Origin of the sequence: Pseudoalteromonas sp. S2893 (assembly GCF_005887105.1) — a bacterium.
Taxonomy (GTDB): domain Bacteria; phylum Pseudomonadota; class Gammaproteobacteria; order Enterobacterales; family Alteromonadaceae; genus Pseudoalteromonas; species Pseudoalteromonas atlantica.
The window spans coordinates 1-15,236 of record NZ_PNCY01000015.1 but is presented as its reverse complement, the minus strand read 5'-3'; the positions used below and the strand labels follow the sequence as shown (position 1 = coordinate 15,236).

At 39.9% G+C, this 15,236-nt stretch carries 13 protein-coding genes; 7 read left to right on the top strand and 6 right to left on the bottom strand.

The genetic code is table 11. The features are described from left to right. Positions 1-194 precede the first annotated feature (194 nt). The 3 genes from CWC04_RS09160 to CWC04_RS09150 form a co-directional block, all read right to left on the bottom strand. Positions 195-641 (bottom strand): hypothetical protein, encoded by a 447-nt coding sequence (locus tag CWC04_RS09160; RefSeq protein ID WP_138685222.1) that lies wholly within the window; start codon positions 639-641, stop codon positions 195-197. A 170-nt stretch (positions 642-811) separates the two neighbouring features. Further along, positions 812-1,345 carry a hypothetical protein gene (locus CWC04_RS09155; RefSeq protein ID WP_138685221.1) on the bottom strand — a complete coding sequence of 178 codons (534 nt, stop codon included), beginning with the start codon at positions 1,343-1,345 and terminating at the stop codon, positions 812-814. Positions 1,346-1,508: 163 nt separating this feature from the next. Further along, a complete protein-coding gene (locus CWC04_RS09150; RefSeq protein WP_002962781.1) occupies positions 1,509-2,006 on the bottom strand; it encodes a GNAT family N-acetyltransferase in 498 nt (165 codons plus the stop codon). Positions 2,007-2,723: 717 nt separating this feature from the next. On the opposite strand from CWC04_RS09150, the gene CWC04_RS09145 reads away from it, so the two are divergent. Further along, entirely contained in the window at positions 2,724-3,209 is a 486-nt protein-coding gene (locus CWC04_RS09145; RefSeq protein ID WP_171038569.1) for a hypothetical protein, read from the top strand. Between the two features lie 27 nt (positions 3,210-3,236). Here CWC04_RS09145 and CWC04_RS09140 read toward each other — a convergent pair whose 3' ends face one another. Next, the gene (locus CWC04_RS09140) at positions 3,237-4,442 is read right to left on the bottom strand and encodes an anhydro-N-acetylmuramic acid kinase (protein ID WP_138685219.1); all 1,206 of its coding nucleotides are present in this window, start codon (positions 4,440-4,442) and stop codon (positions 3,237-3,239) included. Between the two features lie 147 nt (positions 4,443-4,589). Here CWC04_RS09140 and CWC04_RS09135 point away from each other — a divergent pair, with 147 nt between their 5' ends. The 3 genes from CWC04_RS09135 to CWC04_RS09125 all read left to right on the top strand — a co-directional run bounded on the left by CWC04_RS09135 (position 4,590) and on the right by CWC04_RS09125 (position 6,950). After that, positions 4,590-5,078, top strand: coding sequence for a GNAT family N-acetyltransferase (locus tag CWC04_RS09135; protein WP_138685218.1), 489 nt, complete (start codon positions 4,590-4,592; stop codon positions 5,076-5,078). 177 nt (positions 5,079-5,255) lie between these two features. After that, a complete protein-coding gene (curA, locus tag CWC04_RS09130; RefSeq protein ID WP_055255619.1) occupies positions 5,256-6,284 on the top strand; it encodes an NADPH-dependent curcumin/dihydrocurcumin reductase in 1,029 nt (342 codons plus the stop codon). Between the two features lie 48 nt (positions 6,285-6,332). Beyond that, complete coding sequence (locus CWC04_RS09125; RefSeq protein ID WP_096042688.1) at positions 6,333-6,950, top strand: glutathione S-transferase family protein; 618 nt, start codon at positions 6,333-6,335, stop codon at positions 6,948-6,950. 70 nt (positions 6,951-7,020) lie between these two features. Here the strand turns inward: CWC04_RS09125 and CWC04_RS09120 are convergent, their stop codons facing one another. After that, positions 7,021-7,329 (bottom strand): YkgJ family cysteine cluster protein, encoded by a 309-nt coding sequence (locus CWC04_RS09120; RefSeq protein WP_004586962.1) that lies wholly within the window; start codon positions 7,327-7,329, stop codon positions 7,021-7,023. A 45-nt stretch (positions 7,330-7,374) separates the two neighbouring features. Further along, a complete protein-coding gene (locus tag CWC04_RS09115; RefSeq protein ID WP_138685217.1) occupies positions 7,375-9,303 on the bottom strand; it encodes a RecQ family ATP-dependent DNA helicase in 1,929 nt (642 codons plus the stop codon). A 503-nt stretch (positions 9,304-9,806) separates the two neighbouring features. On the opposite strand from CWC04_RS09115, the gene CWC04_RS09110 reads away from it, so the two are divergent. From CWC04_RS09110 to CWC04_RS09100, 3 genes are all read left to right on the top strand, one after another. Further along, complete coding sequence (locus CWC04_RS09110; RefSeq protein ID WP_138685216.1) at positions 9,807-11,111, top strand: NAD(P)/FAD-dependent oxidoreductase; 1,305 nt, start codon at positions 9,807-9,809, stop codon at positions 11,109-11,111. A gap of 135 nt (positions 11,112-11,246) precedes the next feature. Continuing rightward, positions 11,247-13,337 carry a cupric reductase gene (locus CWC04_RS09105; protein ID WP_138685215.1) on the top strand — a complete coding sequence of 697 codons (2,091 nt, stop codon included), beginning with the start codon at positions 11,247-11,249 and terminating at the stop codon, positions 13,335-13,337. Positions 13,338-13,448: 111 nt separating this feature from the next. Further along, a complete protein-coding gene (locus CWC04_RS09100; protein ID WP_138685214.1) occupies positions 13,449-14,948 on the top strand; it encodes a phospholipase effector Tle1 domain-containing protein in 1,500 nt (499 codons plus the stop codon). Positions 14,949-15,236: the final 288 nt, after the last annotated feature.

Sequence of the window (15,236 nt, the reverse complement as noted above, 5' to 3'; positions counted from 1 at the left end):
CGTACGTTGCTAGCCACTCAAGTACATTAAAGGTTTAAGGATATAGTTAATTTGATAGGCGTACTCTGGCAAACTTCGCTAGTGCGACATCAGCAGGCACTGGCAAACCTTGATGTATGAAGTCAAAATTTGACTCTTTTGACCCAAAAATTGTTGGCTAAAATAGGCGACGCAGGAGCAAAAGCCGACTGTTTTTAGTCCTTATTGATTTTCTTGTTAGTTGAGCTTTTTAACAAATCGAATTTCGTAATGATATAAATAGGTTCTTTTTTATATTCGACTTTATAAAGATATTGATTTTTAAGAAAATTAGTTTTCTCTTTTATTAAGCTAATTTGCTCCCATGGTATAAAAAAACTCTTGGGAAATAGTAGAATCAGCATCCGTTTTTGGCTTATAAATACCCCTTGCTCAAATGATTTGATATTTAGCCAAGTCCTATATTCACTGTTTTTCTCACGAGAAATATCTGCAATATTTGTCAGGTACATACTGCGTGATTTAAAAATAGATGAATCCGAAATGCTTAAATCCGTTTTATATTCTCTAGCTAGTTTAGGGTAATACCCAATAGTGCTTTGGATATAATTCACTAAAACATAGAACAATAAAAATGGAATTAAGCCTATAACAAAGTCCACTTTTAAATACTCCGAAAACTTGTTCCGTGCTGCTGACTAGGTTGAAGCCAACTAACATCCCGCTTAGGGGGAATAACACGTGGGCTAAAATTTGGAGCGAAGCGACTGAGTCCACGTATTACTGTCCCAGGGAGCTTGCGACCGACTTAATGTGATTTTTCAACGTTTAATTACCAATCAGCTGCATACTGTTTATTTGCTTTAAAAGCCTCGACTTCTAAAGGTGCTTTGTCATAACCAAATTCAGCTATGTCAGAGAAGTGCTGAGTTATCACTTGGTCAAGACTAGATCTTTCGATTTGTAGCACATGAACCAATTCATGAGCCAATTTTGGCCTATTGAGCTCATATCCATTACGAACATAAATAGAATACCCGAAAGCCTGAGCGTTATTGGTAATACCTTCACCAATAAAACCTAGTGCTTCACCTAGTGTTTTTAGAGCGAAGTTTTTGAATGGAAAGGGTACTTCTTCAACATGTACAATCCTGACTTTCTCTGGTTTTTGAATTCCTATATCAGCTGCCAAAGCTAATTCTCGTGAATTTAGCGGAATTCCTGACTCCGAGCCTTTTCTTTCAGTTTCATAAGCCCAGTCAACATACTGTGGTATCAATATGTCTGTGATGATTTTCTGGTATGACAGTGCTGCACCAATAATTAAAGCAAATAATATTATCACTGTAAGTTTGAAAAATTTCATTCAATTCAAATCCCTTTAAAAATTCCTACTAACTTGCAAAACAACATAACGCCGCGTTAAGTAGTGAGCGACGCCTACGTCTAACCTAAACCATTAAACCGTAAACACAAAACTCATTTGAACCAAGAATGCCATGCGTTGCGAATCTGCCTTAAACGCTTTGTTATGCGTTCATTCCATGTGCAGGGCTGATTCTGGACATGATAACCATATCTATATACCGTCCACTTTTGAATGTACTCAAACGCTTAATGCCCTCAGTTTCAAAGCCTACCTTTTCATACAGAGCTTTGGCTGAAAGATTATCAGCATGAACCTCTAATTCAACACGAACTAAATTAAGCCAATTATCAGCTTGATTGATTGCTTCATGCATCAAGGCTTTTCCGACACCTTGTCCGTGACTTTCAGGGTGAACAGCGATGGCAATAGAAGCAGTATGCTTATCCCGAACTTTATCCGTTAGGAATAGCGTCACGTGTCCAACCACCTTACCATCAACTTCTGCGACTAACGTGTATTGATTTGATGCTGAAAAGAGATTTGAAACTTGCGAAGAGCTCAAAAAAGGAAGTTGTGATGTATTTGCCATTACTTCCGTAAAGCTATAAATATTATGAAGATCTTTATGATCAAATTCTTCTAAGTGTCTAATTTTCAAGTTATATCCCTACTGTAAGATCTGCCGAACACCTAGCAATTTAATAGTACGCTCATCAAGCATATTTCTGCCGACATAACGCTCATCTATCTACTTTATATAGTTTTAGCAAATTACCTAAGGTATTACTATAACTAAGTTTTCTAAAGTTTTTAGGTGAAGTTAATAATCCAATTTGCGCGCAGCGCTCATTTTCATGAATATATGCGCAAAGTGCAGTTTAACCAATCAATTAACGACGATATTTAGCCAATCTCAATGACCTGTTATCGCTCATAAAGGCCTTACTACATTTTTAGCATAAGATAGCTTGGCTTGTGGGGAACTCTTTTAATACGGGCTACAACATTCAACCGCAATGCATACCGTATTAAATCAAAAAAGATAAGTATGAAATTTTAATTTGGAATCTCTATTTAATGCTTTGATTAGGTAAAGCCTAAAAAACCAAATTCTATTCCCTATGAAGAGAAGCCTATGAGGAAAACCCAAATAAGGAACGACAGCACCATCCCTACAAGCCTTGCCACGTAAGGCTCTTTATTCCAGATGTGTGACAAATTATTCCAAAGTTGAATGAGAAAGAACATATAGCGATCTTTTTTGATCAAAATACAGCGATTATCCGATTAAGTGCAATTTGTCATAAAACTGCAATCAAAATAGGTGATAATTTAAACTCGAACTGTATTTTTTATAATCTAGAAGTTGAAGTAAATGAGCACACCAATGACGCAACTCACATTTGCGTTACAATCGTTTGAAGATCCTCTCTCTGCGGCTATGGGCCACACAATGGAATACGAGCAGTTAACCTTGCAAGCCAGTGCTATGCATGAAATAACGCTGCAATGCGTATTGCCTGACGACGCCCACGAAAACGATATTATTTCGCTGAGCGCAACATATCCCAGTGCCCGTGATGCACAATACTTTACTGAAAAAGTACTCACTAACGCCGACTTAGAGCGTGGTTATGTGTATTTAACATTAAGTAAAATTACCCAAAGCCACTGCTTAGTAATGCAATTGATTCTGCATGGCTTAAATGCCACTTTAAAAAATAGTTTACAGTTTGATATGCAAGTAAATGCGTTTGAGGCTGGTTATAAAAATCAGCAAGCCCTTAAAAGCCAAACTAAGCCACACGGCGTTAAAAAATACTTTCGGAATATGAGCTCAAGTTTATTTTCGTTTTTTTAATGTGTTGGTATACAAATTTATAAAAACTTAATCAGCAAAACTCACTTTACCCATAGTGACCCCAGCAATACCCTGCGCAGTATTATTTAGGTGCTGCTGCTCACCTGCTAGGCATTCGTTGGCTAAAATGGCAAATAGTACGGCTTCTTTGGCATCGGGGTTTATGCCTAAATCGTCGGTATTTTTAAACGCTTTAATAGTCGGGCACAGCGCATTAAGGTGCGCCATTAATAATGGGTTATGAATACCGCCACCACTTGCGTACACCACACACTCTTTAGCACTTTGCCCGCATTCATTTAACGCGTTTGCAATTACCCTCGCGCTAAACATATTTAAAGTTGCCATTACATCTTCATGGCTTAAGTGCTGTGTATTTGTTTGCTGTTGAGCAGCATATAAATAGCCTAAATTAAATACCTCAGGCCCTGTTGTTTTAGGCAGCGCAAGCTCAAAAAAAGTGTTGCTACACATTGCATTTAATAAGGCTGTATTTACCTTGCCAGCTTTAGCTATTCTAGCGCCATCATCAAAGTGCATACCTTTAAAATTCTGCTGTACGTACGCATCCATAATGGTGTTACCTGGGCCTATATCGCTACTAAATACGCTATTTGCATCACCGCTTTTAGGTAAAAACGTTAAATTAGCAATACCACCCATGTTTAATAAAATGCGGTTCTCATTGGGGTTTGCAAAAAATAAGTAATCGCCATATACCGCAAGCGGTGCACCTTCCCCTCCTGCGGCTATGTGTTTTTGCCTAAAGTCGCCAATCGTTGTAATACCGGTAGTAACGGCTATTTGGTCGCTATCGCCAATTTGTAATGTGCCATTAGTAAAGCTTTTATGATTATGCTGCGACTGTGGGCAATGGTAAATTGTTTGCCCGTGACTGGCTATTACATCAATACTTGCTGGATTTACCTGCCAAGTATGTAAGCACTGATTAACCATATCGCCATGGAGTTTACCAACCCACGGGTGTAATAAAGTAACAAGTTCTAAATCACACTCTCGTTTAGCAAATACTTGCTTTATTTTGCTTTTATACTCGTTGTTATAGTCAACGGTGGTAAAGTTAAGCACTTCAATTTGCGTATTTATACCTGCGCCCGTTACCTTACACAGTGCTACATCGAGCCCATCTAACGAGGTACCACTCATTAAACCTATAATTAAACGGCTTGGTTTTTGGGCACTATTATAAAGGGCTGCTATGTGTGGGTGCATAAAGGTATCTTAAACAGGTATCATATTTTGCTTATATTAGAGTACTTTAAAACAAAGTTATAGCCGTAAACGGTTAATCTTTGTGATTGTGCAATCTCTAATTGCTTGCTAAGTTGACCCGTATGCAACAGACACTTAATTAAAACAATGATCACCCTAAGAGACTTTAAACCAAAAGACGCGCCACACATTATTAATACCTTAAATGATGAACAGGTTACGCGCTTTTTATCCTCTAAAATTCCATTTCCGTATACTCAAGCCGACGCCGACTGGTGGATAAACCAAGGCTCTAAAAGTGGAATAGTTAAGGCCATTGTTGTAGATGAGCAATTTGCGGGGTGTATTGGTATCACCCCCGGAGAATTTGAATATAGCCGCAGTGGCGAAATAGGCTATTGGCTTAATAGCCACTTTTGGGGGCAAGGAGTAATGAGCCAGGCTATTTCGCAAATTTGCGATGACGCATTTAAAAGCTCAAACCTAAATAGAATTTTTGGCGCTGTATTTGCTGGTAATACTGGCTCTGTAAAGGCACTCACTAAATGCGGCTTTAAAGCTGAAGCCGTTCTCAAACAGGCCATTTATAAAAATGGTGTGTTTTACGATAGCCATATTTTTAGCAAGCTAAAATAAACCGTTTAGAATAAATACTCTGCAAAGCTTGAATTACCAGCCTCGCGCCCAAAGCTCGTGTATTAAGGTACAAATTTTTATTTTCGTAAAACTTAGCGCGCATTATTGTTTAGGCTCAACCTGGTTTTAAACGCGTAAACATTCGCTAAGTAAATTCACTCTTAAGAGGAGATTTTTATGTCTGCAACTAGTCGTCAACTTACTTTAGCATCACGCCCGCACGGTGCCCCTACCGATGAAAACTTTGAACTTAAAACAGTAGATTTACCAGCGCTTAAAGATGGCGAGGTGCTGCTGCGCACTATTTACCTATCACTTGACCCATACATGCGTGGCCGCATGAGCGATGCAAAGTCGTATGCCGATCCGGTTAATGTGGGCGATGTAATGGTAGGCGCTACCGTATGCCAAGTAGAAGAGTCTAAAAACGATAAATACAGCGAAGGCGAATGGGTACTTGCTTACACCGGTTGGCAAGATTACGCCATTACTAACGGCGAAGGCCTTATGCAATTAGGTAAAGAGCCAGAAAACCCATCGTACGCACTCGGTATTATGGGTATGCCAGGCTTTACAGCCTACATGGGCTTACTTGATATTGGCGCACCTAAAGAAGGCGAAACCGTCGTAGTAGCTGCAGCAACAGGGCCGGTTGGCGCAACCGTTGGCCAAATAGCCAAAATTAAAGGCTGTAAAGTGGTAGGCGTTGCTGGTGGCAGCGAAAAATGTACACATGCTGTTGAAAAGCTGGGCTTCGATGCCTGTATTGATCACAAAGCGGATGACTTTGCAGAGCAGCTAGAAAAAGCCTGTGATAACGGCATAGATGTTTATTATGAAAATGTGGGCGGTAAAGTGTTTGATGCCGTATTACCTCTACTTAATACCGCAGCCCGTGTGCCACTGTGTGGTTTAGTATCGCAATATAATTCTACCAGCCTTCCAGATGGTCCTGATCGTATGGGTATGCTTATGGGGCAATTGCTTACTAAACGTATTAAAATGCAAGGCTTTATAATTTTCGACGACTACGGCCACCGCTACGACGAATTTGCACAAGACATGCAAAAATGGCTTAAAGAAGGCAAAGTACAGTACCGCGAACACATGGTAGAAGGTATTGAAAACACCATTAGCGCATTTAACGATATGCTAAATGGTAAAAACTTTGGTAAAACCGTTGTTAAAATTAACGAGCCACTTTAAATTTTACAAAGCGTTACTGCACATGCAGTAACGCCAACAAGGACTGACATGATTAAACTACACCATTTAAACAAATCGCGCTCAAAACGTATTATTTGGCTTTTAGAAGAGCTTGATGTTGATTACGAAATTGTTGCCTACCAGCGCAACACAGAGACCTTTTTAGCGCCTGACGAACTTAAAAAAGTACACCAATTAGGTAAGTCACCAGTGATTGAAGACGATGGCTTAATTGTTACCGAATCTGGCGCGATTACCGACTATTTAATTACTAAATACGGTAACGGTAAATTTGCGCCAAAAGCAGGCACTGCCGAATATGTTGAGTATCAACAATGGCTTCACTTTGCCGAAAGCTCTGCTATTTTGCCGCTACTGCTTAAAATGTTTGTTTTAAAAGATGGCGCTAAAACAGAGTTTTTAGAAAATTACGCCGATGCAGAAACCGTAAAAGTAATTAGCTACTTTAACGACCGACTCCAAGGTAAACGTTATTTAGTCGGCGACACGTTAACCGGTGCCGATATTATGATGTCGTTTATTGTAGAAATAGTTAAAAACTCAGGCCAGCTTGTCCACTTTAAACACCTTGTAAAGTACGATGAGCAATTACAAAGCCACGAGAAGTTTCATACAGCTAATGAGCTAGAAGCTAAATACGATTAATTAGCTTAGTACAAAACACAGATAAACCAAAGGGGCTTTTTGAGCCCCTTTTTTAGTGCATATGTTTTTATTAAATACCCGCTATTTCGCGCTCAGTAATACACTCATTTGAGGCCATTTCGAACTCGCGACACGTAAGTGGGCGGTTTTCGTAAATAGTACACATTAGCGTGTTACGGTCGAGTGCTTGGCACCAGCCGTCGTCTGCACGTTTCATTACTTCGCTGCCCCATTTGTCGTAATCAATGTACTGAAAAGGCACGCCCGTGTCGGTCACTATGCGCACTTCTAATTGGCAGCAACATGCCTGGCAATTAGCGCAGGTTACGGGCTCTGGTGTAGAGGAAATAGTTTTACTTGGAATAACAGTATTAGGCATAGTGACTTACTTTTTTTAATAAGCCACTAGGATACAGTAACTAATTTAACGCGCTAGTAGTTTTGCTTTTATATCGCTGTAACGCATCTGCTCACAAAGCGCAAAACCACTCAGTTGGCGCACTTTATTACGTGCAAATAATGGCACGCTCATGCCCGCTAAAAAGCGGCACTGAGTTTCAATACCTACACTGTGAATACCTTTTGTCGCCATGTGCGCTAAAAACTCATCCACTTTTTGATAAACAACGTCATCGGCTATGTGAGCAGGCTCTATTGAATACTCAAGCTTTACAGCATTACCACGGCATACACTACAATGCCCGCATTGCGCTGGCGCATTTTGGTCGTCAAAATAGCGCGCCAAGTTATAGCTTAAGCAACTTTGTAGCTCAAAAAAGCGTACCAATGCAGCTATACGTTTAATCTCGGCTTGTTCTTTTTCGATAAAATAACTGTGTAATTGTTTTGCAAGTTCAGGGTTATTTATAACCTCACTATGCACTTTGTAAACTTGGGTAATACGTTTGGTTTCAAGGGTTATTAGGTTTTTTTCGGCTAAGTAGTCAAGCGCTGCCACTACGCGTTTACGGTCAACTTGGGCGGCTTGGGTAAGGGTGTCGAAATTAAGCGTGCCCCATATTTTTTTAAAATCGGTGTGGCTAAATATTTGCGTTAAAAAGGCTTGGCGCTGCTCGTCAAACTGGCTAAGTAGCTCGTTTTTATCAACCAAAAACTTGTATTTAAAATCGGCATAATAGGCGTACTGCGGCGTTATTGCACCTTGCATTTCTAGTTGTACCAGCAAGGTTTTAAGCGCTAATTGGCGAATGTTACTTTCGCTTGAAAGACTGTATTCTTGCATTTCCCATTGCTGCGACTGGGCTTTAATATCGTTAATTACGTATTCAATGCCGCTCAGCTCAGGGGTGTCGCCATACACAAAGTTTTCTACTGTGTTTAGGCCATCTAAATTAGCCAAGGTGTAACAGTTTGATGGGTTGCCATCGCGCCCTGCGCGGCCAATTTCTTGGCTGTAGTTTTCAATTGATTTTGGTAAATCGTAATGAATAACAAAGCGAATATCTGATTTATCAACACCCATACCAAAAGCTATTGTTGCCACAACAACGTTAATTTTACCCGCCATAAAATCATCTTGAATTTGCCAGCGTAGTGTATCTTTAAGCCCCGCATGATACGCAACCGCCTGAATACCTTGCGCACTTAGTGTATTAGCCACTTGCTCAGCACTTTGCTGAAGCGTTACATACACAATACCTGGGCCATTTTGCGCACGCACTATGTTTGTAAGCTCAGTGTTTTTATCAGCCGTTTTTACACTTAGCACGCTTAAATCGAGGTTAGCGCGGTAAAAGCCGGTTTGTACAATACACTCAGGGGCAATATTAAAACGCTCGCTCATGTCGCGTTTTACTTTTTTAGTGGCTGTGGCGGTGAGTAATAGTACCAGTGGAATATTTAGCTCTTCGCGGTATCGAGGTAGTTTAAGGTAGTCGGGTCTAAAGTTATGGCCCCATTCAGATATACAGTGCGCTTCGTCTACCACCAGCATAGACAGCGCAACTTGGCTTATAAACTCTCTAAAACGCTCGTTTTTAAAACGCTCAACCGACACCATTAATACTTTAATTTTACCATTTCGCACATCGTTCATTACGGTGCTGCTTTGCATTTGGTCTTGGCTCGAATCAAGGCTTGCCGCGTAAATACCTTTGCTATTTAAAAAGCTAATTTGATCTTTCATCAATGCAAGTAAGGGCGACACCACCAAGGTTAAGTTTGGTAAATGCATAGCTGTTAGCTGATAACACAACGACTTACCCGAGCCCGTAGGAAATATAGCCAATGACGACTGCCCATTTAAAAGCTGCTCAATGGTTTGCTGTTGCCCTGCTCTAAATTGGCTAAAACCAAAATGCTGCTCAAGTGATTTAATTAATGGCGTGGTCATAAATATCCTTTTTGGCTAGGGAATAGGCTTTAACAGCAAAAGTGCAACGTAAATGAAATATTTGCATATACCCCAAAGCATCTCAATATAAGAGTGTCTGTTGGCATTAAAAGCAATTTAGATAAAGCATAGGTTGCAAGTATTAGCGGCTTTATTGCAATAATCAACAAAGCACTAAAACCTACTTTAAATCAATAGATTAAAATAATTAAAAGCATTTAGTGTCAGCGTTATACCCTATTAAAAGTAAGCTGCCTTTTATGTAAAGTAACGCCTTTATATTAGGCCCCTGTAAAGCGCTAAATTTTTCATATTGAGGCAATTTAGACCTTAGTATACAACAAATAAGCTTATCAATTGCTGACATATGTTTTATTTAGGCGCAAAATACGCAGCAGATGCTCAATGGTGCTAACAGCCAAGCTAATTTTGTATACCCAAGTGATTTTTTATAAGCGTTATAAGCAGATTATTTGGGTATATTATTTTTTAAGGGCATTGCTATGAATATAACTAAACCTAAAATCGTCGTTATTGGCGGTGGCGCAGGCGGACTAGAGCTAGCAACACAATTAGGGCATAAATTAGGGAAGAAAAAACAAGCCGAAATTCTTTTAATCGATAAAAACCGCACCCACATATGGAAGCCGTTACTACACGAAGTAGCGACAGGCTCTATTGACCCCGATTTAGATGGCGTTGTGTATTCAGCTCACGCTGCAAAACATCATTATAATTTTCAGCTTGGTACATTTTGCGATATAGACCAAAGCAATAAAACCATTACCCTTGCACCGCACCTAGATGAGCTAGGCCACACTATTTTGCCAAAGCGCAGCGTACGCTACGACCACCTTGTTATTGCCATTGGCAGCGTAAGCAACGACTTTAATACCCCAGGCATAAAAGATCATTGCTACTTTTTAGATTCAAATCAGCAAGCTGAGCGTTTTCAGCATTCTCTACTCGACAGCTTTACTCGCCTTCACCAAGACGATAACCAACAGCAATCATTAAATATTGCCATTGTGGGCGGCGGCGCAACCGGCGTTGAGCTCTCGGCAGAGCTTTACCATGTATCTGAATTATTAAAGCTTTACGGCCTTACAAATATGTCGTCTAAGCGTTTACATATTCATTTAATAGAAGCAGGGCCACGTATTTTGCCCGCCCTACCCGAGCGCATAGCCGATAGCGCAAAACGCGAGTTATTAAAACTCGGCGTAAACGTACGAGAGCACACACTGGTAAAAGAGGCCACCGAGCAAGGGTTTATAACAAAAGACGAAGAACACATAGACGCCGATATAATGGTATGGGCAGCAGGTGTAAAAGCGCCAGACTTTATTAAAGATTTAGGTGTTTTTGAGCTTACCCGCAGTAACCAAATTCAAGTAAACGAGTTTTTACAAAGCACCGTAGATGAAAGCATTTTTGTTATTGGTGATTGCTGCGCCTTTACCCAAGAAGACGGAAAGCTCGTTCCACCGCGTGCTCAATCGGCGCATCAAATGGCGCTATGTGTAGAAAAAAACCTCATTGCCACGTTAAAACAACAGCCATTATGCAGCTTTAAATATAGCGACCATGGCTCTCTCGTTAACTTATCGCGCTACAGTACGGTAGGTAATTTAATGGGTAACCTAACCAGCAATACCTTTTTTATAGAAGGTAAAATTGCTCGCTTTATGTATATATCACTGTATCGCATGCACCAGCGCGCCATACACGGCAGCGCAAAAACCTTTGCATTATGGATAAGCGAAAAAGTACTGCGCGTAGTGCGCCCTAAAATGAAACTGCACTAGTACATAAACAGCAGCTAAATAGTCAAAAAGCTTTAATAGGTAATGTAAATTATCCTTTAAAGCTTTTTTGCTTTATGCGTATCTAAAATAGTACCATGCAGTTAGATGTAATTGTAATTCAAGGGATTGACGCTAATGAAAAAAGTACTTTTTGGGATTGTAATAATCACTGCTTTAGCTGTTTATTTTTTTCAAACTCAACCGCACTCTGTAGCTGTAGAGCAAGCAGAACAAGTTAAACCAACCACCTCTCAGACCAGCGTAGTTAATAAAAAGCAGCCAAATGAGGACTCACCGCTACAGGTAGTTAATAAACTAAAAAAACAGATTAGCCTGTGTAGAGATCAGTCACAACAACAAAGCAATAAAGTACAAACATTGAATCAGTCGCTTGTTTCATTTTTTGTAAGTGAACTTAAAAAAGGGACATCGGTATCCACGCTTTTAAAGTATACAGATTTATCAAAAATCAATCAGCGTACATACATTGCCCTTTTAAAAGATGCCATTATTGCAGAGCAAAAGCAGCAACTTAACATTACTAGCTCTTTAAACGAGTTAGCTAATTGGCAAGGTATTGAGGCAATTAAGGGCTTCACCAATGATAAAGTAAAAGAAATGATTCAACAGCTTGGAGATAATAAGCATAACCCTCCAGGACTTACTCTGAGTGTACCCCTTGATGAAAATGTACAAAAAGAAACCCTTTATGCTTTATTAAACAACACAGATACATTTACCACTTACTCTAAAACGTTTATTAAACTTGAAGGCAGTGAGGTAATTTCTCCGGCGACATTGTTTGTGCTTAATGCAAATAAATTTACGCCAAAAGAGTTTGAGCAGGCTATTTCATCTAACCAATTTACAGTGAATGAAGTGGCTACCGCTATAAAAAACGATATTCCTAATGAGTATATTATTGCGCTTTTACAGCAAGTTCCCGTGCTAGATGCCATGCCGTTATACGAAAAAAACACTGTTTTATATAACTTAGCCGATATTGCGGTCAGTAAATTTAATTTACCTCTTGTAAAAGCACTGCAAACAAAAGGCGTTACGCCAACCAACGAGCCAGGCCTATTTACAGGTTTAGACGTGGCTATTGTAAACCTGCCTAAAAGCGGTAACTTAACCCTAGCCCCATTAGATACTAAGCACACCCAGCTTTTAGATTATCTTAAAAAGCGTGGTTACAAAGCACATAGCGGCAATGCGAATGAAGACCTAAATAGCAAAGGGGTATTTTTTGTAAATGACTTTATTTACCAGCAAGGGGCCTATATTAATAAGCAGGACAACCCAGCACAATACGCTTACTTTAGCCCTATTAGTAAAATTAACAATAACGCGTTACCCCAAATAACTGCGCCTGATAATTCTGATGTTGCCCTTTTTTTAGTAGATTTAAAGCAGCAAAAAGCGCAGCTAAACAATAAAAGGCAAAACTGTGAGCTGTTACAACAACAGTTAAAAGATACAGAGCAGCTGCACACAGTAATGCAAGCTTATGACAAAGTTCAACAGGTTAAAAATAAGCACGGTTCTAACTTTGTACGTGTTTTGCACGATATAGACCCTGTTTTAGTCAATTATTGGTGGAGTAGTCTGAGTAACCAGCTTTCAAACGATAGAAGCCAAAGCACATTTAACGAATATTTATCTAAGAAAGAATATCAAAAAGCTTATGAATACAGCCTCAGTACGGTATTAACTCAAGCCGAAACCGATACGCTTTTTTCTTTATTACTCTTAAACCCTGATGATTTAATCACTACTTGGCAAAACCGCATAAACCCTAAGCCACCGCGTGAGTTAACACGATTAAGCCGCTTTTCGCTAAATCATTGGCAAGCACTCGCACAGGCGGGTTTTGATTTTTCGATTACCGATATACATGGGCGCGACGTTTATACACAAGCTGCATCGTCTTCTTCTGAGGCAGTACAATTTTTAATTGATAATAAAATACCGGCTGATCCAAGTAAGCTTGGCGTAGATATACTCGACTTAGCACTAGAGCAAAGTTACACCAAAGGGGAGTTAAGCCCAATGATTCCTTTAGCTTTGCAGCTTGTGGAAAAATTTGAGCCAAACCACTTAGCCCGCGTAGCACGATTAAAAATGTTTTACCCTGAGGTTTATCAGCAGTTAATTCAGCTAAACCCAGCGCTTAAGCCTGCCCAGGGCACAGAGCTAAATCATTATATGTTTGATAATCACTAAATAACCCGCTAAGCACGCTAACGCCACTTAGCGTGCTATTTGAAAAATTAATGTCTTTAATATTTAACATTGCCTGTGTAGAGTATTTAAAACAATTAAAGGATTAGGGCTATGACGGGTAAAACGCTAATTTTTAATTTTGATGGTACTGGTGGCGAGCCTCGCGATGCAGAGCAATTTAGCTCAGACCATTTTAAAGAAGACAGTAGTATTTCTAATATTCTAAAGCTGCATTTATTATTAGGCGGCAAACTCGATGACTCCCCCACCACCCCATTTACAAACCAGCTTAGTTTTTATTATCAAGGTATTGGCACAAAAGGTAGCCGCTTAAAACGTATTTTAAACCAAACTTTAGCGCCACGTGGTGACGATGTTGCCAGTATTTTAAATCAAGCCATGAGTGATTTTAAAGCGCATTACCAACTAGGCGATACCCTTTTACTTACCGGTTTTAGCCGAGGCGGCGCACTCGCTAGGCGTTTTGCAAAAATCCTAGAGCCTTTAATTAGCGATAATGTTTACGTATGTGTATTTGATACCGTGGCCTCAATAGGTTTATCAAAAGTCAGTAAAGCAACGCGCGGTGCCGAGCATGTAATATTTGAAAACCACACCATTGCTAATAATATTTCGCAGGCACTACACTGCGTAGCGCTTGATGAAAAACGCCGTGCGTTTGAACCCACCCTAATGAACCATCAAAATAATATTACCGAGCTTTGGTTTGCAGGGGCGCATTCAGATATTGGCGGCGGTTATTACCGCGATGGCCTAGCTGATATTTGCCTGCGCTATGCGCTTGAATGGTTAATTGAGCAACCACTTAATATTAGCTTATTAACCAGCCACGATATTGACTACGAAACCTTATTGCCTGGCAGTAAATTAGTTGACCAAGACGATGTAACCGTAACGCCCGATCCTCTAGCTTTAAGCCATCAGCAAAATTACTTTTGGTTTAATCCCTTTTTTAAATTGGTGGATAGGGAGTGCTATGTACTTATTGATAACGAAGCCAGCAACTTAGAACCACATATACATCAAAGCGTAGCTACACGAATTAATAAACTAACTAGTTATCGCCCAGAATCGCTTAAAAACCTGCATTACAAAATTAGGTATAACGATAACAGCACATTAAGCTTTACTGGTTTAAGCCAACACATTGCCCTTGAAAACCAAAACATGAGCGTATTACAAGTTTCGCAAAGCCAAGATGTGATGGTGTTTGCCAGCGAGGCACATAACAATACCGGGCTTATGTTAGTTGAAGGCGCAACTTATAAGTTTAAACCCTACCCTAATCAATTTTGGTATGACGACGGCATAAAATGCACTGCAAGCGGCTGGCACCGCGATAATGTGCAATTAGGGGTTAAAGAAATCCCCATGGCATTGCTTGAACCATTTAGACGACTTCCAAGAGCGCAGTGGTTCTCTTTGGTTGGCGCAATTAACAATAACGACGAATATTTATTTGAAATAGCCAATGGCGCTACAGTAACCATTACTAAATCAGGTGAATTTAGCCCCTTTGCCAATGACTTAAGCCGATTTTACGGCGCCAATGCAGGGAAAATAAAAGTAAAAGTAACCCGCATAAGTTAAATGGGCTGTAATCGCGCAGCTTACTGGCGTTTAAAAATAACGCTTTAACCGAGGTATAAAGTGAGTGTTTCACCACCGAGAAGCGAAGGAGAACACCTAGAGAAGTGACTAAACGTTACGGGTGTTTTCTCTGTGTAGCGCGAAGCGCCTCGGTGTACTCGGTGGTGATATACAGATAACTTATACTAATTTACTTTGGCTGCTCGTTTACTTCTCTCTCTTCTCTTTGTGCATATTGTATTAAAGATCAATTAATCACAAAGAGGTTTAGAGGCGCTTCGCTTTTAG

Bases quoted from the DNA above. Each gene is read 5' to 3' on its own strand.
- CWC04_RS09140 (WP_138685219.1), bottom strand. From the start codon at position 4,442: ATGCACCCACACATAGCAGCCCTTTATAATAGTGCCCAAAAACCAAGC.
- CWC04_RS09145 (WP_171038569.1), top strand. From the start codon at position 2,724: ATGAGCACACCAATGACGCAACTCACATTTGCGTTACAATCGTTTGAA.
- CWC04_RS09115 (WP_138685217.1), bottom strand. From the start codon at position 9,303: ATGACCACGCCATTAATTAAATCACTTGAGCAGCATTTTGGTTTTAGC.
- CWC04_RS09125 (WP_096042688.1), top strand. From the start codon at position 6,333: ATGATTAAACTACACCATTTAAACAAATCGCGCTCAAAACGTATTATT.
- CWC04_RS09110 (WP_138685216.1), top strand. From the start codon at position 9,807: ATGAATATAACTAAACCTAAAATCGTCGTTATTGGCGGTGGCGCAGGC.
- CWC04_RS09135 (WP_138685218.1), top strand. From the start codon at position 4,590: ATGATCACCCTAAGAGACTTTAAACCAAAAGACGCGCCACACATTATT.
- CWC04_RS09100 (WP_138685214.1), top strand. From the start codon at position 13,449: ATGACGGGTAAAACGCTAATTTTTAATTTTGATGGTACTGGTGGCGAG.
- curA (WP_055255619.1), top strand. From the start codon at position 5,256: ATGTCTGCAACTAGTCGTCAACTTACTTTAGCATCACGCCCGCACGGT.
- CWC04_RS09120 (WP_004586962.1), bottom strand. From the start codon at position 7,329: ATGCCTAATACTGTTATTCCAAGTAAAACTATTTCCTCTACACCAGAG.
- CWC04_RS09105 (WP_138685215.1), top strand. From the start codon at position 11,247: ATGAAAAAAGTACTTTTTGGGATTGTAATAATCACTGCTTTAGCTGTT.
- CWC04_RS09155 (WP_138685221.1), bottom strand. From the start codon at position 1,345: ATGAAATTTTTCAAACTTACAGTGATAATATTATTTGCTTTAATTATT.